Origin of the sequence: Gottfriedia sp. NPDC056225 (assembly GCF_042267765.1) — a bacterium.
Taxonomy (GTDB): domain Bacteria; phylum Bacillota; class Bacilli; order Bacillales; family Bacillaceae_G; genus Gottfriedia.
Map to the genome: position 1 here is coordinate 1 of NZ_JBHJTJ010000032.1, position 21,722 is coordinate 21,722.

The 21,722-nt window shown below is 35.6% G+C and carries 18 protein-coding genes, 1 rRNA gene and 1 riboswitch; of the genes, 18 read left to right on the forward strand and 1 reads right to left on the reverse strand.

The annotated features are described in order from the left end of the window. From rrf to purD, 15 genes are all read left to right on the forward strand, one after another. Positions 1-95: ribosomal RNA gene (rrf, locus tag ACFCYN_RS17970) — 5S ribosomal RNA — on the forward strand; the annotation flags it as partial. 163 nt (positions 96-258) lie between these two features. Continuing rightward, positions 259-816: a GNAT family N-acetyltransferase gene (locus ACFCYN_RS17975; protein WP_172446773.1), complete on the forward strand. Its 558-nt coding sequence runs from the start codon at positions 259-261 to the stop codon at positions 814-816. A gap of 508 nt (positions 817-1,324) precedes the next feature. Then, a complete protein-coding gene (locus ACFCYN_RS17980; RefSeq protein WP_375950785.1) occupies positions 1,325-2,422 on the forward strand; it encodes a PRK06851 family protein in 1,098 nt (365 codons plus the stop codon). A 423-nt stretch (positions 2,423-2,845) separates the two neighbouring features. After that, a riboswitch (purine riboswitch) is annotated at positions 2,846-2,947 on the forward strand. Positions 2,948-3,079: 132 nt separating this feature from the next. Then, positions 3,080-3,565: a 5-(carboxyamino)imidazole ribonucleotide mutase gene (gene purE, locus ACFCYN_RS17985; RefSeq protein WP_172446775.1), complete on the forward strand. Its 486-nt coding sequence runs from the start codon at positions 3,080-3,082 to the stop codon at positions 3,563-3,565. Further along, on the forward strand, positions 3,562-4,710 hold the full coding sequence (gene purK, locus ACFCYN_RS17990) for a 5-(carboxyamino)imidazole ribonucleotide synthase (RefSeq protein ID WP_375950787.1): 1,149 nt from the start codon (positions 3,562-3,564) through the stop codon (positions 4,708-4,710). Before purE ends, purK begins: the two co-directional genes overlap by 4 nt. Then, positions 4,707-6,002, forward strand: a complete 1,296-nt coding sequence (purB, locus tag ACFCYN_RS17995; protein WP_172446777.1) for an adenylosuccinate lyase — start codon at positions 4,707-4,709, stop codon at positions 6,000-6,002. Before purK ends, purB begins: the two co-directional genes overlap by 4 nt. Before the next feature lie 117 nt (positions 6,003-6,119). Then, positions 6,120-6,842 (forward strand): phosphoribosylaminoimidazolesuccinocarboxamide synthase, encoded by a 723-nt coding sequence (gene purC / locus ACFCYN_RS18000; protein WP_375950789.1) that lies wholly within the window; start codon positions 6,120-6,122, stop codon positions 6,840-6,842. Continuing rightward, positions 6,830-7,084 (forward strand): phosphoribosylformylglycinamidine synthase subunit PurS, encoded by a 255-nt coding sequence (gene purS, locus ACFCYN_RS18005; protein WP_098118149.1) that lies wholly within the window; start codon positions 6,830-6,832, stop codon positions 7,082-7,084. The genes purC and purS overlap by 13 nt, the downstream gene beginning before the upstream one ends. Continuing rightward, positions 7,081-7,764 (forward strand): phosphoribosylformylglycinamidine synthase subunit PurQ, encoded by a 684-nt coding sequence (gene purQ / locus ACFCYN_RS18010; protein WP_375950791.1) that lies wholly within the window; start codon positions 7,081-7,083, stop codon positions 7,762-7,764. Before purS ends, purQ begins: the two co-directional genes overlap by 4 nt. Next, positions 7,748-9,967: a phosphoribosylformylglycinamidine synthase subunit PurL gene (gene purL, locus ACFCYN_RS18015; RefSeq protein WP_172446780.1), complete on the forward strand. Its 2,220-nt coding sequence runs from the start codon at positions 7,748-7,750 to the stop codon at positions 9,965-9,967. Before purQ ends, purL begins: the two co-directional genes overlap by 17 nt. Beyond that, positions 9,952-11,364 carry an amidophosphoribosyltransferase gene (gene purF, locus ACFCYN_RS18020; protein ID WP_172446781.1) on the forward strand — a complete coding sequence of 471 codons (1,413 nt, stop codon included), beginning with the start codon at positions 9,952-9,954 and terminating at the stop codon, positions 11,362-11,364. The genes purL and purF overlap by 16 nt, the downstream gene beginning before the upstream one ends. Before the next feature lie 84 nt (positions 11,365-11,448). Further along, positions 11,449-12,486, forward strand: a complete 1,038-nt coding sequence (purM, locus tag ACFCYN_RS18025; protein WP_375950794.1) for a phosphoribosylformylglycinamidine cyclo-ligase — start codon at positions 11,449-11,451, stop codon at positions 12,484-12,486. After that, positions 12,486-13,049 (forward strand): phosphoribosylglycinamide formyltransferase, encoded by a 564-nt coding sequence (purN, locus tag ACFCYN_RS18030; protein WP_172446783.1) that lies wholly within the window; start codon positions 12,486-12,488, stop codon positions 13,047-13,049. The genes purM and purN overlap by 1 nt, the downstream gene beginning before the upstream one ends. 50 nt (positions 13,050-13,099) lie before the next feature. Then, positions 13,100-14,635, forward strand: a complete 1,536-nt coding sequence (purH, locus tag ACFCYN_RS18035; RefSeq protein ID WP_375950796.1) for a bifunctional phosphoribosylaminoimidazolecarboxamide formyltransferase/IMP cyclohydrolase — start codon at positions 13,100-13,102, stop codon at positions 14,633-14,635. Between the two features lie 19 nt (positions 14,636-14,654). Continuing rightward, the gene (gene purD, locus ACFCYN_RS18040) at positions 14,655-15,920 is read left to right on the forward strand and encodes a phosphoribosylamine--glycine ligase (protein WP_375950798.1); all 1,266 of its coding nucleotides are present in this window, start codon (positions 14,655-14,657) and stop codon (positions 15,918-15,920) included. Between the two features lie 407 nt (positions 15,921-16,327). On the opposite strand, the gene ACFCYN_RS18045 is transcribed toward purD, so the two are convergent. Then, entirely contained in the window at positions 16,328-16,585 is a 258-nt protein-coding gene (locus ACFCYN_RS18045; RefSeq protein WP_216853967.1) for a YgaP family membrane protein, read from the reverse strand. 222 nt (positions 16,586-16,807) lie between these two features. On the opposite strand from ACFCYN_RS18045, the gene pcrB reads away from it, so the two are divergent. From pcrB to ligA, 3 genes are read left to right on the forward strand one after another with little or no spacing between them, the layout of a single operon-like run. After that, complete coding sequence (gene pcrB, locus ACFCYN_RS18050; protein WP_375950799.1) at positions 16,808-17,506, forward strand: heptaprenylglyceryl phosphate synthase; 699 nt, start codon at positions 16,808-16,810, stop codon at positions 17,504-17,506. Next, positions 17,506-19,683, forward strand: coding sequence for a DNA helicase PcrA (gene pcrA, locus ACFCYN_RS18055; protein ID WP_375950801.1), 2,178 nt, complete (start codon positions 17,506-17,508; stop codon positions 19,681-19,683). Before pcrB ends, pcrA begins: the two co-directional genes overlap by 1 nt. Before the next feature lie 15 nt (positions 19,684-19,698). Then, positions 19,699-21,699, forward strand: coding sequence for an NAD-dependent DNA ligase LigA (gene ligA, locus ACFCYN_RS18060; RefSeq protein WP_375950803.1), 2,001 nt, complete (start codon positions 19,699-19,701; stop codon positions 21,697-21,699). Positions 21,700-21,722: the final 23 nt, after the last annotated feature.

Here is a 21,722-nt window from a genome sequence, read left to right on the forward strand (position 1 = left end):
GTCACACCCGTTCCCATACCGAACACGGCAGTTAAGCTCTTTTGCGTCGATGGTAGTTGGGGGTTTCCCCCTGTGAGAGTAGAACGTCGCCTGGTAACCAAAGCATCAGCTATTTAGCTGGTGCTTTTTTTTATTTAGGTTCTTTTACAATATACTCCTTATGCAATAAGACAAAAGTTTAGTGTGATAATGTTTTTTTAGGGATTGTTTATATTTGATAAAATATATAATGAACTTTCAATAAGCGAGGGAAAAGAAATGTTAATACATAAAATAGATCAAGAAATTTCGTTAAGAATGTTGAATATTGATGATGCAGAAGAATTTTTCAATTTAACAATTAATTCAAAGCCTTATTTAAAAGAATGGCTTGGTTGGTTAGACTATGTTGAGTGTATAGAAGATACTGCTCAAAACATTACAGCAAGACTTAAAGCATTTGCTGAAAATGGTGGTTATCCAAGGTCATTCGCTATTATTTATAAAGATCATATAGCTGGCACAATCGGTTTTAATGACATAAATAAGACTAATAAAATTGGTACAATTGGTTATTGGTTAGGTGAAAACTTCCAAGGTAAAGGTATTATGTCAAAGGCATTTAAATCATTAATTGACTATGGATTTAAAGATCTTGCTCTAAATAAAATAGAAGTTAGTGTCGCTGTTGGAAATAAAAAAAGTAGAGCACTTCCTGAACGATTTGGATTCGTTGTAGAAGGGGAAATTAGACAAGCAGAGTGGTTGTATGATCATTATGTAGACCATGTTATTTATGGACTTCTATCTAACGAGTGGAAGAAATTATGTAACTAACGGCTAGTTTTACATCAAATGGATGATATTACATAAGGTTGACAGACAATAAAATGAAGAGAAAAACAAACATACGTGCATACCTCAGTCTATTTTCCATTTGAAATTGCGAGAGAACGACTTGGCGTACAACCGACGAGCATATATTGATAGGGTCAGAAAGGGAGATATGCAGTAAACAAAGAGACAAGTTGGGAATTATGAAACTGTTATCACCCTCTAGTAGAATTAATCATCGTCTGGTCAATTTCTTACGATGAAAATCTTGCTAACGATGAATTTTCTCCATACCTCGAACAAATAACTCCATTTGTTCCTCAACCATCAAATTATGTTGTACCTTCCAAAACAAAAAGTTTAGAACCATTTTAAGCATGCTTTTTTTCCATTTACAAGGAAAGTTTCTATTTTATCTGCTAAAAATTCAATAAGTAAACAATAATATTAATTCTGGGCAAACACCCTTATGAGTAAATCTACATAATTTAGATTGAATGGAGGGAATAAGATGAGAGGAAAAATACTCAATTATTATGCAGGGGGTAATACTGCAAAAGGGTTTTATAATCTCTATGACTCAGCTTTAGAGGATTTAGATAGACTGTTTATTTTAAAAGGTGGTCCTGGAACTGGGAAATCAACATTAATGAAAACCATTGGTGAAAAGATTGTAAATAAGGGGATCGATATTGAATATTTACATTGTTCTTCAGATACAAATTCAATTGATGGTTTAATTATCCCGAAATTTCAAGTAGGTATAGTGGATGGAACAGCACCCCATGTAATTGAGCCTAAAGCTCCAGGGGTTATTGAGGAATATGTGAACTTAGGTGTCGCTTGGGATTCTAAGAAATTATCTTTACACAAGGAAGCGATACTTTCATTAAATAGTGAGATTTCTAAAAAGTTTAAAACGGCGTATGATACGTTTGCTGCGTCTTTAAAGGCGCATGATGGGATTGAAGATGTATATATTGCAAATATGGACTTTAAAGAAGCGAATAAACTAACTGATGAACTAATTGCGCTTTTCTATGGTAATGACAACAACACTGAAAAAGATTCAAAAGTAAAACATAGGTTTTTAGGTGCAGCAACACCAAGTGGTGCAGTTGATTATGTTCAAAATTTAACGGAAGAAATTGAAAAACGTTATTTTATTAAAGGAAGAGCTGGTTCAGGAAAATCGACGATGTTAAAAAAAATAGCAGCTGCAGGTGAAGAAAGAGGCTTTGATGTAGAGATTTATCATTGTGGTTTTGATCCAAATAGTCTTGATATGGTAATAATCCCGGAAAAAGGCATTGCGATTTTTGATAGTACAGCACCACATGAATATTTTCCAGATCGTGAATCAGATGAAATTATTGATATGTATGAAAGATGTATTACACCAGGAACAGATGAGAAATACGCTCAAGAAATTGAAAGAACGACAAAGTCATATAAAGACAAAATGAAGGAAGCCATTTCTTATTTGGCGGAAGTTAAAGTGCTAAGAGATGAATTAGAGGCGATTTATATAGGGGCTATGGATTTTTCTATAGTTGATAAGATTCAATCTGAAATACTAGAAGAAATTGAAAGTATCATTAATAAATAAAATAATACTAATAAAGGTGTGGCCATTTTGGTACGCCTTTTTGTGATTCATTAATTCCGCACTACACGGCTAGCTAAAATGCGGTATTTCATATAAAATCTCTGAAGTTTTAACAAAAGATCGGCTTTTTCGACAAAATAATTGGTTCTTCACGAAAAGTCAATAATTGAAATAGTGATTTTTCCATTCTATTATAGGGATAGATAGCATTAATTCTTTAGTGAAATAAAGCAGTTGAAGCGCGCTATTTTTATCAATTCATCCGATTTAGTAGTACAAATAAGAAATATACAGACATTTGTAATTTAATCCAAATAGTCTTCATAGAATAGAAAAAACAGTGTAAAACACGAACATTAAAATATTTTTTAATAAAAACATTCATATTTTATTGAAAAAAGAGTTATAAATTGATACTATAGAGATAGGAAATTTAGCAAACCTCATATAAGTTTGGGAATATGGCCCAAAAGTTTCTACCTAGTAACCTTAAATTACTGGACTATGAGGGGAAGTTAATCACACGTGTACGTTAGACTAGTATACGCCTAAGTAGATTATCTTTCTCACCATAGAGGGGATAATTCTATTTAGGCGTTTTTTGTTAGAAATTTATATAAAAAATAAAAATAGCGAATAAACTTGGGGGAAAAGCAGATGAAACCGGTAATTGGTGTCATTATGGGGAGTACAAGTGATTGGGAAACAATGCAACATGCTTGTGATGTGTTAGAAGAGTTAAATGTTAGCTATGAGAAACGAGTTGTTTCAGCACATCGTACACCAGATTTAATGTTTGAGTATGCAGAATCAGCTAGAGAACGTGGTATTAAGGTAATCATAGCAGGAGCTGGTGGAGCTGCTCACTTACCAGGAATGGTAGCAGCAAAGACAACACTTCCAGTAATTGGTGTACCAGTACAATCAAAAGCTTTAAATGGATTAGATTCATTATTATCAATTGTACAAATGCCAGGTGGAGTACCTGTTGCCACTGTAGCAATTGGTAAAGCTGGAGCAACAAATGCAGGCTTACTTGCAGCACAAATATTAAGCATCCAAGATCAAGAAGTTTATAAAGCGTTAGAAACGCGTCGCGAAAACACTACAAAACAAGTTTTAGAAAGTAGTGAATCATTATGAATAGCAAAGTTATCTTACCAGGGCAAACAATCGGCATTATTGGTGGAGGCCAACTTGGAAGAATGATGGCGCTTTCAGCAAAAGAAATGGGTTATAAAATTGCAGTTTTAGACCCGACTCCAAACTCGCCTTGTGGGCAAGTATCTGATATAGAGATTACAGCTGAGTATTCTAATATAGAAGCAATAAAACAGCTTGCGAATGTAAGTGATGTTATAACATATGAATTTGAAAATATTGATGTAAAAGCACTTGAGTATTTAGATGAACACTCATATTTACCTCAAGGTAGTGAGTTATTAAAGCTTACAAGAAATCGATTAACAGAAAAAACGGCGATTCAAAATTTAGGCATAAAGGTTGCACCATTTCGTCTAGTAGAAAACGAGGAGCAATTTACTGAAGCAGTCAATGCAATCGGATTACCAGCAGTTTTGAAAACAACAACTGGCGGTTATGATGGAAAAGGGCAGGTTGTTTTAAGATCTGAAGAAGACTTTGTTGATGGGTTAGAACTTGTTAAAAAACAACAATGTATTCTTGAAGGTTGGGTTCCTTTTGAAAAAGAATTGTCAATTATTGTCGCAAGAAATAGTAATGGAGAGGTAAGTACGTTCCCAATAGCAGAGAATGTACACATTAATCAAATTCTCCATACTTCATCTGTACCAGCAAATACTTCAAAATTAGTAATCAAAACAGCTGAAAACTATGCTGAAAAGATTGCGAGTTCATTTCATCTTGTAGGTGTTTTAGCAATTGAGCTATTTGTAACGAAAGATGAGCAGGTTTACATTAATGAATTAGCTCCACGTCCACATAATACAGGACATTATACGATGGAAGCAGTAGAAACTTCACAGTTTAAGCAGCATATTCGAGCAGTTTGTAATTTACCATTGGGCAATACAGAATTACTGAAACCAGTCGTAATGGTAAATATATTAGGTGAACATGTTGAAGAAGTCTTGAATGTAATGCAAAATGATAGTACATTAAATGTCCATCTTTATGGTAAAGAAGAAAGCAAAAAAGGCCGTAAAATGGGACATATTAATATAATGGCAGCATCAACAGAAGCAGCGATGCAAAAAGTAAATGAGTTAGGGATTTGGCAACAAAGCCCGATGGAGGTAAAAATATGATTGAACGTTATTCACGCCCAGAAATGGCAACAATTTGGACAGAAGAAAACAAATTTAAAGCTTGGTTAGAAGTTGAAATCTTAGCATGTGAAGCATGGGCTGAATTAGGAGATATTCCTAAAGAAGACGTAAAAGTGTTACGTGAAAAAGCTTCTTTCGATATAAACAGAATTTATGAAATTGAACAAGAAACACGCCACGACGTAGTTGCATTTACTCGTGCAGTTTCTGAAACATTAGGCGACGAACGTAAATGGGTACATTATGGTTTAACATCGACTGACGTAGTAGATACAGCACTTTCTTACTTACTACGCCAAGCAAATGCTATCCTATTAAATGATTTAGAGAATTTTATTGGAATCCTTGAAACAAAAGCAAAAGAACATAAATACACAGTTATGATGGGCCGTACTCACGGTGTACATGCAGAACCAACTACTTTTGGATTAAAGCTTGCATTATGGACTGAAGAAATGAAACGCAACTTAGAGCGCTTTAAGAACGCAATCGAAACAGTTCGAGTTGGTAAAATCTCAGGCGCTGTTGGAACATTTGCAAATACTCCTCCTTTTGTTGAAGAATATGTTTGTGAAAAATTAGGAATTCAAGCGGCACCAATTTCAACTCAAACATTACAACGTGATCGTCACGCACATTACATGGCAACATTATCTTTAATTGCAACATCAATTGAAAAGTTTGCAACTGAAGTTCGTGGATTACAAAAAAGTGAAACGCGTGAAGTTGAAGAATTCTTTGCAAAAGGTCAAAAAGGTTCTTCTGCAATGCCACATAAACGTAATCCAATTGGATCTGAAAATATGACAGGTTTAGCTCGTGTAATTAGAGGTCATATGGTTACAGCTTATGAAAATGTATCACTTTGGCATGAAAGAGATATCTCACATTCATCTGCAGAAAGAATCATCTTACCAGATGCAACAATACTTTTAAATTACATGTTAAATCGTTTTGGAAATATCGTTAAAAACCTTACAGTATTCCCTGAGAATATGAAACGTAATATGGATCGTACTTACGGATTAATTTATTCTCAACGTGTACTACTAGCTTTAATTGAAAAAGGTATGTCACGTGAAGAGGCATATGATACAGTTCAACCAAAAACGATGGAAGCATGGGAAACTCAAGTACAGTTTAAAGAGCTTGTAGAATCTGAAGGGAAAATTACTTCATTATTATCTCAAGAAGAGATTGATGATTGCTTCGACTATAATTACCACTTAAGTCAAGTTGATACAATTTTTGAACGCTTAGGATTAAATTAATAAAAAAATTGTTTGGCTAAGTTTAGAGAAAAAGATTCTTAGCCAAACAATTCAAATAAAAGATAAAGCAAAAATTCTATTGGGTGTTTAAATGAGGATATGGGAGGCATTGTTAGCATGGTGGAGCAAGTAATGTTGTATGAGGGAAAAGCAAAAAGGATTTTCTCTACTGAGAATCCTGAAATTGTAAGAGTTGAGTACAAAAATTCAGCAACTGCATTTAACGGTGAAAAGAAAGCAGAAATTGCCGGTAAAGGCCGTTTGAATAATGCGATTACTAGTTTACTATTTTCAAAGTTATTGGAAGCAGGGATTGCATCTCATTTCGTTGAAAAAACATCAGAACTTGAACAACTTGTAAAACGAGTAACAATTGTACCAATTGAAGTAGTTGTTAGAAATATTGTTGCTGGTAGCTTATCGAAGCGTATGGGATTAGATGAAGGTGTTAAATTAGAAAAGCCAATCATCGAATTTTACTACAAACGTGACGATTTAGGTGATCCGATTATTAATGAAGATCATATTGCTGCACTTAAACTAGCAACAACTGAAGATCTTGAAACAATTAGAGATATTGCTTTCCGTGTTAACGATGTACTAGTAGAACTATTTAATGAATGCAATGTTCGATTAGTCGATTTTAAATTAGAATTTGGCAAATTAAATGATGGAACAATTTTGTTAGCAGATGAAATTTCACCAGATACTTGCCGATTATGGGATAAAGATACAAACGCAAAATTTGATAAAGATGTATTCCGTAGAGATTTAGGTAACTTAACAGATGGATACGAAGAAATTTTAAAACGCTTAGGGGGATTATCATGTTCAAAGTAAGAGTATTCGTTACATTAAGAGAAAGTGTTTTAGATCCACAAGGAATTGCAGTAAAAAACGCACTTCATAGCATGAATTTTAGCGAAGTTGAAGATGTTCGTATCGGTAAATATATGGAATTATTAATTGATAAAAATGTTGCAGATTTAGATACAACTGTTAAAGAAATGTGTGAAAAATTATTAGCAAACATCGTAATTGAAGATTACCGTTATGAGGTAGAGGAGGTAGTCGCACAGTGAAGTTTGCAGTAATTGTGTTCCCGGGCTCAAATTGTGATGTTGATATGTATCATGCAATCAAAGATGAGTTAGGCGAAGAAGTAGAATACGTATGGCATGATTCAACGAATTTAGATGAATTTGATGGTATTTTATTACCAGGTGGTTTCTCATATGGTGATTACTTACGCTCTGGTGCAATTGCAGGATTTGCAAACGTGATGGATGCTGTAAAGAAAGCTGCTGCTGAAGGTAAACCAGTATTTGGCGTATGTAATGGATTCCAAATTCTAACTGAAGCAGGACTACTACCAGGTACTCTTAGACGTAATGAGAAATTAAAGTTTATGTGTAAACAAGTTGAATTAGTTGTTGAAAACAATGAATCAATGTTTACAACTGGATATGAAAAAGGTCAAGTAATTACAGTGCCAATTGCACATGGTGAAGGAAATTACTATTGTGATCAAGAAACTTATGAATCTCTTAAAGCTAATAATCAGATTATTTTCCGTTATCAAAATAATCCGAACGGTAGCTTAGATGATATTGCTGGAATCGTGAATGAAAAAGGAAATGTATTAGGAATGATGCCACACCCTGAGCGTGCAGTTGATGCATTATTAGGATCAGCAGACGGACTTCAACTATTTCGTTCGATTGTAAGAAACTGGAGGGAAAATCATGTCGTTACTTCTTGAGCCAAATCCAATTCAAATTGAAAATGATAGAATTTATACTACTATGGGCTTAACTGATGAAGAGTTTCAATTAGTTAAATCAATTATTGGTCGCAATCCGAACTATACAGAGCTTGGATTATTCTCAGTAATGTGGTCAGAGCATTGTAGTTATAAAAACTCAAAACCTTTATTACGTAAATTCCCAATCAGTGGTGAGCACGTTTTACAAGGACCAGGTGAAGGAGCGGGGATTGTTGATATTGGCGATGAGCAAGCTGTAGTTTTTAAAATCGAGAGCCATAATCACCCTTCTGCAATTGAACCATACCAAGGTGCTGCAACTGGTGTAGGTGGAATCATTCGTGATGTATTTTCAATGGGAGCACGCCCTGTAGCTCTTCTAAACTCTTTACGATTCGGTGAATTAGAAACGCCTAGAGTTAAATATTTATTTGAAGAAGTTGTTGCAGGTATTGCTGGATATGGAAACTGTATTGGTATTCCAACAGTAGGTGGCGAAATAAACTTCGATCCATGTTATGAAGGCAATCCTTTAGTAAATGCTATGTGCGTTGGATTAATCAACCATAAAGACATTAAAAAAGGTCAAGCACACGGTGCTGGAAACACAGTTATGTACGTAGGTGCTTCAACTGGTCGCGATGGCATTCATGGTGCAACATTTGCTTCTGAAGAATTATCTGATGCTTCAGATGAGAAACGTCCAGCTGTTCAAGTTGGCGATCCATTTATGGAGAAGTTATTACTTGAAGCATGTTTAGAAGTTGTTCAAAATGACGCTCTTGTTGGAATTCAAGATATGGGTGCAGCTGGATTAACATCTTCATCTGCTGAGATGGCTTCAAAAGCAGGAATGGGAATTGAGATGAATCTTGACTTAGTTCCACAACGTGAAGCTGGTATGACAGCATACGAAATGATGTTATCAGAATCTCAAGAACGTATGTTATTAGTAGTAGAAAAAGGTAGAGAGCAAGAGATTGTAGACTTATTTGAAAAGTATGATTTACATGCTGTATCTGTAGGAGTTGTTACAGATGATAAGATGCTTCGCTTACTTCATAAAGGAGAAGTTGTAGCTAATTTACCTGTAGATGCTCTTGCTGAAGAAGCGCCGGTATATCATAAACCATCTACTGAACCTGCATACTATGGCGAGTTCCAAGCGATGGAAAACTATATTCCTGAAATTAATGACTCAAAAGAAACGTTAAAACAATTACTATCTCAACCTACAATTGCAAGTAAAGAGTGGGTTTACGGTCAGTATGATTATATGGTTCGTACAAACACAGTAGTTGCTCCTGGTTCGGATGCTGCAGTTATTAGAATTCGCGATACAAAGAAAGCTCTAGCGATGACAACTGACTGTAATGCACGCTACTTATATCTAGATCCAGAAGTTGGCGGAAAAATTGCAGTAGCTGAAGCTGCACGTAATGTAATTTGTTCTGGTGCAAGACCACTTGCTATTACAGATTGCTTAAACTTCGGAAATCCTGAAAAACCTGAGATTTTCTGGCAGTTAGAAAAAGCAACTGACGGTATGAGTGAGGCATGTAATGTTCTAAGTACGCCTGTAATCGGTGGGAACGTATCATTATATAACGAAACAAATGGTGAAGCTGTTTACCCAACTCCTGTAGTTGGTATGGTAGGTCTAATTGAAGACGTTGAGCATATCACAACTCAAAACTTCAAAACTGCTGGCGATTTAATTTATGTAATCGGCGCGGCAGAAGCTGAGTTTGGTGGAAGTGAGCTTCAAAAATTATTAAATGGCAAAATCTTTGGTAAAGCACCAAGTATTGATTTAGCGATTGAATCTAGTCGTCAAGAGCAAATACTTGCTGCAATTCAAGCTGGTGTAGTTGCTTCAGCACATGATTTATCTGAAGGTGGTTTAGCAGTTGCGATTGCAGAAAGCACATTTGGTCAATCAGAAGTTGGTGCAACGATTACAATCGAAGGAAATGAAGTTGTATCACTATTTAGTGAAACTCAATCACGTTTCTTACTTTCAGTTAAACCTGAGCATAAAGAACAATTCGAAGCATTAGTGGATGCAAAGTTAATCGGTACAGTTACAGAAGAAACATCAGTAACAGTTCGTAATGAAAAGAATGAAACAGTTCTTCATGCTTCAGTTGAGGAACTGAAACAAGCTTGGAAAGAGGCGATCCCATGCTTGCTGAAATAAAAGGATTAAACGAAGAGTGTGGAATATTTGGAATTTGGGGGCATATTGATGCTGCCCAAATCTCCTACTATGGTCTTCATAGCTTGCAACATAGAGGTCAAGAAGGTGCAGGAATTGTTGTAACTGATGGGAATAAGCTTGAAGGTGCAAAAGGACTTGGATTAATCACAGAAGTTTTCAGTAAAGGTCAATTAAACGATTTACACGGAAAAGCTGCTATTGGTCATGTTCGTTATGCAACTGCAGGTGGAGGGGGCTACGAAAATGTTCAGCCTCTATTATTCCAATCGCATACTGGAAGCATTGCTCTTGCTCATAATGGTAACTTAGTAAATGCTTCAAGATTACGTAAAGATTTAGAAATGCAAGGAAGCATTTTCCAAACAACATCTGATACTGAAGTACTTGCTCATTTAATTAAACGTAATGGTTCGGCTCCATTAAAAGATAGCATTAAAGCATCTTTAAATATGATTAAGGGAGCATTTGCTTACTTAGTTTTAACACAGGATGCAATGTATGTTGCACTAGATCCAAACGGCTTTAGACCATTAGCATTAGCTAAACTAGGCGATGCTTACGTTGTAGCTTCTGAGACATGTGCATTTGATGTAGTTGGAGCGAAATATATTCGTGACGTTAATCCAGGAGAGTTATTAATTATCTCTGATAATGGAATTGAGACTGATCAGTTTACTTCATCAGTTAATCATTCGATTTGTAGTATGGAGTATATTTACTTCTCTCGTCCAGATAGCAATATTGATAATATCAATGTTCATGCTGCACGTAAAAGCATGGGCCGCGTTTTAGCAAAAGAAGCTCCAGTAGAAGCAGACGTTGTAATTGGTGTACCTGATTCAAGTATTTCAGCAGCGGTTGGTTACGCTGAAGAGTCTGGCATTCCTTATGAGCTTGGATTAATTAAAAACCGTTATGTAGCTCGTACATTTATCCAACCTTCTCAAGAGCTTCGTGAACAAGGAGTCAAAATGAAACTTTCTCCAGTTCGTTCAATTGTTGAAGGAAAACGTGTAGTAATGGTAGATGATTCAATTGTTCGTGGTACGACAAGCCGACGAATTGTACAAATGTTGCGTGATGCAGGAGCACTTGAAGTTCACGTTCGGATCGGTGCACCACCATTGAAAAACCCTTGTTATTACGGAATTGATACTTCTACTAGAGAAGAGTTAATTGCTGCAACTAATACAATAGAAGAAATATGCCAAGAAATTGGTGCAGATACATTAGAATTTATTAGTCTAGAAGGATTACTAAATGCTATTGGTAGAAATCATGAAGGTCCAAATAGAGGACAATGTACTGCTTGCTTTACAGGGCGTTATCCAACAGTAATCTATGATGAAAATGAATTAGTACATTCTCAGAATTAATATACAAAAATAGAGGCGGGTGATTACAGTCGCCGCCTCTTTTGATTTGAATTATTCATATGGAACGGAAGGGGAAATCATCACATGGCGAATGCATATAAACAAGCTGGAGTAGATATCGAAGCTGGCTATGAAGCAGTGAACAGAATGAAAAAACACGTTCAAAAAACAATGCGTCAAGAAGTTCTTGGTGGATTAGGAGGATTTGGAGGAATGTTTGATCTTTCTAAATTCAACTATAAAGAACCAGTTCTTGTATCAGGGACAGATGGAGTAGGAACAAAATTAAAATTAGCTTTCCAAATGGACCGTCACGATACGATTGGCATTGATGCAGTCGCGATGTGTGTGAATGATATTGTGGTTCAAGGAGCGGAGCCTTTATTTTTCCTAGATTATTTAGCAGTTGGTAAAGCTGTACCTGAACGAATTGAGCATATTGTTAAAGGTGTATCAGACGGTTGTATTCAAGCAGGTTGCTCTTTAATTGGAGGAGAAACAGCAGAAATGCCTGGTTTCTATCCAGAAGACGAATATGATATTGCTGGTTTTGCAGTAGGGATCGCTGATAAGTCAAAGCTTGTAACAGGATTAAACATTAAAGAAGGAGATATCTTATTAGGAATCTCATCAAATGGTATTCATAGTAATGGATATTCTCTAGTACGTAAGGTTTTATTAGAAAAAGGCGGCTTAGCACTTGATCAACACATTGATCAATTAGGTCATACATTAGGCGAAGAATTGCTACGCCCAACAAAAATTTATGTAAAACCGATCTTAAACGTTCTTAAAAAGACTGAAGTAAAAGGTATGGCTCATATTACTGGTGGCGGATTTATTGAAAATATCCCTAGAATGTTACCAGAAGGAATCGGTGCTGAAATAGATTATGGTTCATGGCCAATCCAACCAATCTTTGATTTATTAGAAGAGATTGGTGAATTGAAACGTGAAGAAATGTTTAATATTTTCAATATGGGTATCGGTATGGTTTTAGCTGTTAGCGAAGAAAACCTACATGAGATTATTAATCTATTAGAAGAAGACGGAGAAAAAGTATTCATTATTGGTAGAACGACATCAGGTGAAGGTGTTACCTTTGGTGGAGGTTCTCTGTAATGAAGAAGATTGCCGTATTTGCTTCAGGGAATGGCAGTAATTTTCAAGCAATTCTTGATGCAACTGTAAGCGGGGAATTGAATGCTGAAGTGAAATTACTTGTTTGCGATCGTCAAAATGCATATTGTATCGAACGAGCAAAACAAGCAAATATTCCTTCGTTTAACTTTACAGCGAAAGATTATGAATCAAAGGAGCAATATGAAGGTGAGATTATTGCCCATCTTAAAGAGTTAAATGTCGAATTTATCGTGTTAGCTGGCTATATGAGACTGATTGGGTCGACAATTTTAGACTCATTTCCTGGGAAAATCGTAAATATTCATCCTTCATTTCTACCATTATTTCCTGGAAAAGACGCAATCGGTCAAGCTCTCCTAGCTGGTGTCGAATCGACTGGTGTAACGGTTCATTATGTCGATGAAGGTATGGATACCGGGCCAATTATAGCGCAAGAGGAAATTCTTATTGAAAAGGGAGACTCTAAAGAGTCTCTTGAACAGAAGGTCCATAATGTCGAGCACGTTTTATATGTAAAAACATTAAATAAATTATTTAGTTAACTAGATTAAGATAAAGAGCATGAAATCGATTAGATAGGGGTATGTAGATCATGAAAAAACGAGCTTTAGTTAGCGTTTCAGATAAACAAGGGATTATTGAATTTGTAAGTGGATTAATTAAACATGACTTTGAAGTTATTTCAACAGGTGGAACGTTTAATTTATTAAAAGATGCTGGATTAAATGTAATTGGTATTTCAGAAGTTACTAACTTTCCAGAAATTATGGATGGTCGTGTAAAAACATTACATCCTTCAATTCATGGTGGGTTACTTGGTGTTCGTTCAAACGAAGAACATATGCGTCAAATGAATGAACTAGGTATTCAACCAATTGATTTAGTTTGTGTAAACTTATACCCATTTAAAGAAACAATCATGAAGCCTGATGTTACATTTGAAGATGCGATTGAAAATATCGATATCGGTGGTCCTACAATGCTTCGTTCAGCAGCTAAAAATCATGAGTTTGTATCTGTAGTAGTAGACCCGACAGATTATGAAGTAGTTTTAGCTGAGTTAGCTGATAATAATACAGTTTCTATTGAAACGAATCGCAGATTAGCTGCTAAAGTTTTCCGTCACACTGCAGCTTATGACTCATTAATTTCTAATTATTTAACAGAGCAAGTAGGGGAAGAAAATCCTGAAAGCTATACAGTTACTTATGAATCAAAACAATCTTTACGCTATGGTGAAAATCCTCACCAAAAAGCTACATTCTATCGTTCACCTATGCCAACAGCTTCATCAATTGCTTATGCTGAACAATTACATGGTAAAGAGCTTTCTTATAATAATATTAACGATGCAAATGAAGCATTAAATATCGTACGTGAGTTTTCAAATCCTGCAGTTGTTGCTGTTAAACATATGAACCCTTGCGGAGTTGGTGAAGGAACTACAGTTGAAGAAGCTTATGATCGTGCTTATACTGCAGATCCAGTTTCTATATTTGGTGGAATTATCGCAACAAACCGTGAAGTTGATGCTGCTACAGCTAGGAAAATGCATGAACTATTCCTAGAAATTATTATTGCTCCTTCATTTAGTGAAGAGGCGATTGAAATTCTAACTAGCAAAAAGAATTTACGTTTATTAACAGTAGACTTAGATACTAAACCAACATTTGCACCTAAATTAACAACAGTACATGGTGGTTTATTACGTCAAGATATGGATACATTTGGTTTAGATGAGGCAACTATTACAATCCCTACAAAACGTCAACCAACTGAAGAAGAGTGGGAGAATTTAAAATTAGGATGGAAAGTTGTAAAGCATGTTAAATCAAATGCGATTGTTTTAGCAAAAGACCATATGACAGTTGGAGTTGGCGCAGGTCAAATGAACCGTGTTGGGGCTGCTAAAATTGCAATTGAGCAAGCTGGTGAAAAATCAAATGGTGCTGCATTAGCTTCAGATGCATTTTTCCCAATGAATGATACTGTAGAAGCAGCGGCTAAAGCTGGAATTACAGCAATTATTCAACCAGGTGGATCGATCAAGGACGAAGATTCAATTAAAAAAGCTGATGAATATGGAATTGCAATGGTCTTTACAGGGGTTCGTCACTTTAAACATTAAGAAATAAGGAGATGACAAGATGAAAGTATTAGTTATTGGTCGCGGAGGCCGTGAGCATACAATTGCTTGGAAAGTAAATCAATCGGAGAATGTAACGGATGTATTTGTTGCTCCAGGAAACGATGGAATGATTGATGTTGCAACACTTGTCAATATTGATGAAAGTGACAATGAAGCACTTATTGCATTTGCAAAAAAAGAAGAAATTGATTTAACAATCGTTGGTCCGGAAGTTCCTTTAATGAACGGAATTGTAAATGAATTTCGAGCTGCTAACTTAAAAGTATTTGGTCCAACTAAGGAAGCGGCAATTATTGAAGGAAGTAAAAGCTTTACAAAGGATTTAATGAAGAAATACGCTATTCCAACAGCGGCATATGAAACGTTTACGAACTATGAAGAAGCGAAAGCATATGTTGAAAAGATTGGTGCGCCAATCGTTATAAAAGCTGATGGATTGGCAGCGGGTAAAGGCGTAGTAGTTGCAATGACGACTGAAGAAGCGATTGTAAGTCTTCACGATATGCTACTTGATGAAAAGTATGGTGATGCAAGTGCTTCTGTAGTCATTGAAGAATTTTTAGAGGGCGAAGAGTTCTCATTAATGTCTTTCGTAAATGGAAATAAGGTTTACCCTATGGTAATCGCGCAGGACCATAAACGTGCTTATGACGGAGATAAAGGTCCAAACACAGGTGGTATGGGGGCTTATTCACCAGTACCTCAAATCCCTGAATCGATTGTTGAGCAATCATTAAATGAAATAGTTTTACCAGTTGCAGAAGCAATGATTTCTGAAGGAAGACACTTTACTGGTATCCTGTATGCAGGTTTAATGTTAACAAGCCAAGGACCTAAAGTAATCGAATTTAATGCACGATTTGGTGATCCAGAGACTGAAGTTGTATTACCTCGTTTAGAGAGTGATTTAGCTGAAGTAATGTTAGCAATTTTAAACGAAGAAGAGATCCAATTAGAATGGTCAAAAGAAGCTGTTGTTGGAGTTGTACTTGCTGCAAATGGATATCCAGAAGTTCCTGAAAAAGGTGCTGTCATCAATGGATTAAAAAATGTAACTGATGAGACAATGGTTTTCCACGCAGGTACAAAGCTTGAAAATAATGAATTCGTTACAAATGGTGGAAGAGTACTAATTATTGCACATAAAGGCAGCTCGATAAATGAAGCTTGCGAAAATGTGTATAAACAAATTGACACGATTCAATCAACTGGTTTATTTTATCGCCATGATATTGGGCATAAAGCAATTAAAGTTAATAGTTAATTAGAAAGGGTCGTCAGTTTTGACGACTCTTTTTGACTGCCCACCAAGTGGTCACTTTTTTTGCGGAAATGCGAACAAGTTGTGTCTTTTGTTTGTAAAGTTGTGAACTTGGTTCAAAAAGTAGAGAGTTTCGTGCATAAGTTTGGTTGGAGCCGATTATTGTACAATCTACATCCTAAATTCAATATCGATAACTACTAATACTTTCTTATCTGATCAATCCAGTGCTTACTTTGCTAGTAATTTGGACAAACACAATAGCAATTCAAGAAAACAAAAAACCCGCTAGGAATGTTACCTTTCCTCGCGGATTTTTACAAATTTTGAGATAACCTATTTTTTTTCTAAAATAAGAACTAATGTTCTGTTTTGTCTATACAATCAACCATAGATTTGATAAACTACTTTTATGAAGGTTGAATGCAGTCTTCGAATGAATCTTCCTCGTCGTGTTTTTCTGCCATAATCATACATTTTTTGCCGAGTGCAGTCATTGGGCAAAAACGTAAAATTCCTTCAGCAACTTTCATGGCACCAACTATTATCAAAATGATGACAGAATTACTACATCTTCTGCGTGTGAGCTTTGCTGTGCCATAAGCTAAAATTGTTAAGCCAGCAGTTATACGTATGAGTGCGTTTATAGTGCTAATATTTGGTCTCAACAGTAACTCCCCTTATAATAAGTATCAGTGACTAAATCACTCTTTACCATTTTTCCCTTAAAATGTTGCAATATCATAGGAAACAATTAGCTGTAATGACTTATGTTGGGGATGAAGGGTTACTTTTCCTTTTTAATAAGATACAATACATTTATATTTTTGATAAAAATTAATTTATATATAGAGCTAAACTTAGGTTAAAAAACAATTCCGGAGGACAAAATGTACGATTATTCACAATGGAATCACATATTTAAATTAGATCCAAATAAAGACATCTCAGACGACGACTTAGAAAAGATTTGTGAGTCAGGAACGGATGCAATATTAGTTGGAGGTACTGACGACGTAACGTTAGATGATACATTATCATTATTAGTCAGAATTAGACGTTATGCGGTGCCTTGTATTTTAGAAGTTTCAAATCTTGAGGCAGTCACGCCAGGTTATGATTTTTACTTTATCCCGACTGTTTTGAATAGTAATGACCCGAAATGGATTGTTGGGATGCATCAACAAGCAATGAAAGAATTTGCTCATTTAGTTCATGCTGAAGAACTTGTGATGGAAGGTTATTGTATTTTAAATGAAGACTGTAAGGCCGCTAAGCTTACAAGTGCAGTGACGGATTTATCGGTAGAAGATGTTGTGGCATATGCAGAAGTTTCTGAGCAATTATTAAAATTACCAATATTTTATTTAGAATATAGTGGGACTTACGGTTCTGTAGAGGTTGTAAAAGAAGTATCAAACGTATTAAATAATACGAAACTATTCTACGGTGGAGGAATTTCTTCAACCGAGCAAGCGACAGAGATGAAACAATACGCAGATACAATTGTTGTTGGGAACATTATATATGAAAACTTACAAGAGGCTTTATTAACTGTAAAAGCTGCGAAAGAAGGAGCGACAAAGTAATGAAAACAGCAGAAGAATTATTGCAAGGCTTAAATCCAATGCAAAAAGAGGCCGTAAAGACGGTGGATGGTCCTTTATTAATTATGGCCGGTGCAGGCTCAGGTAAAACGCGAGTACTAACGCATCGTATTGCATATTTGCTAGGAGAAAAAGGCGTCGCTCCTTGGAATATACTAGCAATTACATTTACGAACAAAGCAGCAAGAGAGATGCAAGAGCGTGTATTTAACCTAGTTGGAAAAGACGCAGAAGACATTTGGATTTCAACATTCCACTCAATGTGTGTACGAATTCTACGTCGAGATATTGATCGAATCGGTTTTAATAGAAGCTTTTCGATTTTAGACACAACAGACCAATTAACAGTAATAAAAAACATTCTTAAAGAGAAGAACTTAGATTCAAAGAAATTTGAACCTCGTAGCATTTTAGGCTCCATAAGCAGTGCGAAAAATGAATTACAAACAGCTGCTGAGTATTCAAAAAATGCTTTTACTCCTTTTGAAAAAATCGTTGGAGAAATTTATACATCTTATCAAGATCGACTACGAAAAAATCATTCGTTAGACTTCGATGACTTAATTATGATGACAATTAATTTATTTGAACGAGTTCCTGAAGTATTGCAATATTATCAAAGAAAGTTTCAATATATCCATGTGGATGAGTATCAAGATACAAACCATGCTCAATATAAAATTGTAAAAATGCTTGCTGAGCAATTTAAAAATATATGTGTAGTTGGTGATTCAGACCAATCTATTTATCGTTGGCGTGGGGCGGATATTTCTAATATCCTTTCATTCGAAAAGGATTACGAAAAAGCGCAAGTCATTCTTTTAGAACAAAATTATCGTTCGACTCAAACGATTCTTGATGCAGCGAACGCGGTTATTACGAATAACTCAAATCGTAAAGCGAAAAAACTTTGGACAGAAAATGGACAAGGAAATCCTATTCATTATTTTAGAGCTGCCTCTGAACAAGATGAAGGATATTTCGTAGCCGGGAAACTAGCACAATGGAAAAAAGAAGGAATTCAACAATATGGTGATTGTGCAATTCTTTATCGCACGAATGCTCAATCACGTGCAATGGAGGAAGTTTTAGTTAAATCTAATATTCCTTACAAAATGGTCGGCGGAGTTAAGTTCTATGATCGTAAAGAAATTAAGGATATACTTGCTTACTTAAGATTCATTGCAAATCCAAATGATGAGATTAGTTTTTCCCGAGTTATTAATGTGCCAAAACGCGGTGTAGGTGCGGCATCTGTTGATAAAATTATTAACTATAGCATCATGAATGACTTATCTTTATCTGATACTTTAGAGCAAATCGATTTCGTTGGTTTAAGTGGTAAAATTACGAAAGCTACTGGAGATTTCCACACGATGACGAAAAACTGGCAACAAATGCTAGATTATTTATCAGTAACAGAACTAGTTGAAGAAGTTCTTGATAAAACTGGCTATATCCAAATGTTAAAAGATGAAAATACAATAGAATCTGCTTCAAGAATTGAAAATATTGAAGAGTTTTTAACAGTTACAAATGCTTTTGAAGAAAGCAGTGAAGATAAAAGTCTTGTTTCATTCTTAACTGATTTAGCGCTTGTTTCAGATATTGATCAAGCCGATAAGGATGAGTCGCAAGCCGACGAAGTTATACTAATGACACTTCATTCAGCTAAGGGATTAGAGTTCCCAGTAGTCTTTTTAATAGGTCTGGAAGAAGGGATTTTCCCACATAGCCGTTCTTTAATGGATGAAGAAGAGATGGAAGAAGAAAGAAGATTAGCGTACGTAGGTATAACACGTGCGGAAAAGAATTTATATATTACAAATGCACAAACACGTACACTTTATGGTCGCACTAGTGTAAACCAAGAATCTCGTTTTATTAATGAAATACCTGAAGAATTATTAGATCGTGCAAATAAGAAGGTTGTTAATGAAAGACGAGCTGTTTCAAGACCTGCAGTAGCAATGAAAACAACTGGTGGCGAGTCACTAGGTTGGAGAGTTGGAGATAAAGCTTCTCATGGTAAATGGGGAATTGGTACAGTTGTAAGTGTAAAAGGAGAAGGCGAAGCAATGGAATTGGATATTGCTTTCCCAAGCCCAGTTGGTATAAAGCGTTTATTAGCAAAATTTGCTCCAATTACGAAAGCATAGAAGGGATGGTAGCTCATGGATCAAAAAATCATTGATAAAGTTGAGGAACTAAGAACAAAATTAAATCAATACAACTATGAGTATTACGTATTAGATCAGCCTTCAGTGCCAGATGCCGAATATGACTTAGTATTACATGAATTAATCGGATTAGAGGAACAATATCCTGAAATTTTAACGCCGGATTCTCCTTCTCAACGTGTTGGTGGACAGGCAATTGATCTATTTGAAAAAGTCGTTCATAGTCATCCAATGTTAAGCTTAGGTAATGCGTTTAATGAAGGTGATTTAAAGGATTTCGATCAAAGAATTAGACAGGATACACAAATAGTATCTTATGTTTGTGAATTGAAAATAGATGGTTTAGCAGTTTCATTACAATATGAAAATGGATTGTTTGTTAAAGGTGCAACTCGTGGAGACGGTACAGTAGGAGAAGATATTACTCATAACTTAAAGACGATTAAAGCCATTCCATTAAGACTTTCTGAACCTATCACAATCGAAGCTCGTGGTGAGGCATTCATGCCAAAAGCTAGCTTTGAAAAGGTAAATGAATTACGTGAGAAAAATGGAGAAGAATTATTTGCTAATCCTAGAAATGCAGCGGCAGGTTCACTTCGCCAGTTAGATCCTAAAATTGTTGCAAAGAGGGATTTATCATTTTTTGTTTACGGATTTCCTACGGCAGCAGAATTTTCAATTGAAAAACACAGTGAAGCATTAGATTATTTACAAAAGCTAGGATTTAAAACTAATACATTCCGTAAAACTTGTCATACAATTGATGAAGTAATTGAATATGTTGAGGAATGGAAAGAAAAACGTCCATCATTACCTTATGAAATAGATGGAATCGTTATAAAAGTGGATGAATATAGTACCCAGAATAAATTAGGATCAACGGCTAAAGTGCCGAGATGGGCTATTGCATTCAAGTTCCCAGCTGAAGAGGTAGTTACAAAGTTAGTAGATATCGAATTAAGTGTAGGGCGTACAGGAGTAGTAACACCAACTGCTATATTAGAGCCAGTTCGAGTTGCAGGTACGGTCGTTAAGCGCGCATCGCTCCATAATGAAGATTTAATTAAGGAAAAAGACATTCGAATTGGCGACACAGTTGTTATTCGTAAGGCGGGAGACATTATTCCAGAAGTAGTAAATGTGTTATTAGATCGCCGTACTGGTGATGAGCAGCCTTTTGAAATGCCAACTCACTGTCCTTCATGTGATTATGACTTAATAAGGGTGCCAGGTGAAGTTGCACTGCGTTGTGTAAACCCGTTTTGCCCGTCTCAGATTCGTGAAGGATTAATTCATTTTGCGTCTCGAGATGCTATGAATATTGAAGGTTTAGGAGAGCGAGTAGTCGCTCAATTATTCGATGCAAACTTAATTAAAACTTTTACAGATCTTTATCTTCTTACAAAAGAACAGTTATTGGCATTGGAACGATTTGGAGAAAAGTCAGCGGATAAATTAGTATCTGCAATACAAACTTCAAAAGACAATTCACTTGAAAAACTATTGTTCGGATTAGGGATTCGCCATGTTGGAGCTAAGGCAGCAAAAACGTTGGCTCAGCATTTCCAAACAATCGATCATATTATGGAAGCCTCAGTTGAAGAATTAACAGGAATTAATGAAATTGGTTCAAAGATGGCACAGTCAATTAGTGATTATTTTTCACAAGACGAAGTAAAAGAACTAATTTCAACATTTAAATCTGTTGGCGTAAATACTGAATATAAAGGAATTCAAGTAGAAAATATTAATATGGATTCTCTTTTTGCTGGTAAAACAGTAGTATTAACTGGTAAGCTAGAACAGATGACTAGAAGTGAAGCTAAAAAGCAATTAGAAGCACTTGGTGCAAAAGTTGCTGGAAGTGTTAGTAAGAGCACTGATTTAGTTATTGCGGGTGAGGCAGCTGGTTCGAAATTAGATGCTGCTCGTAAATTAAATATCGAGGTTTGGGATGAAGAGAGAATGATTAAAGAGCTTCAACCACAATAAACCTTTCAATCAACTAGAGAGCG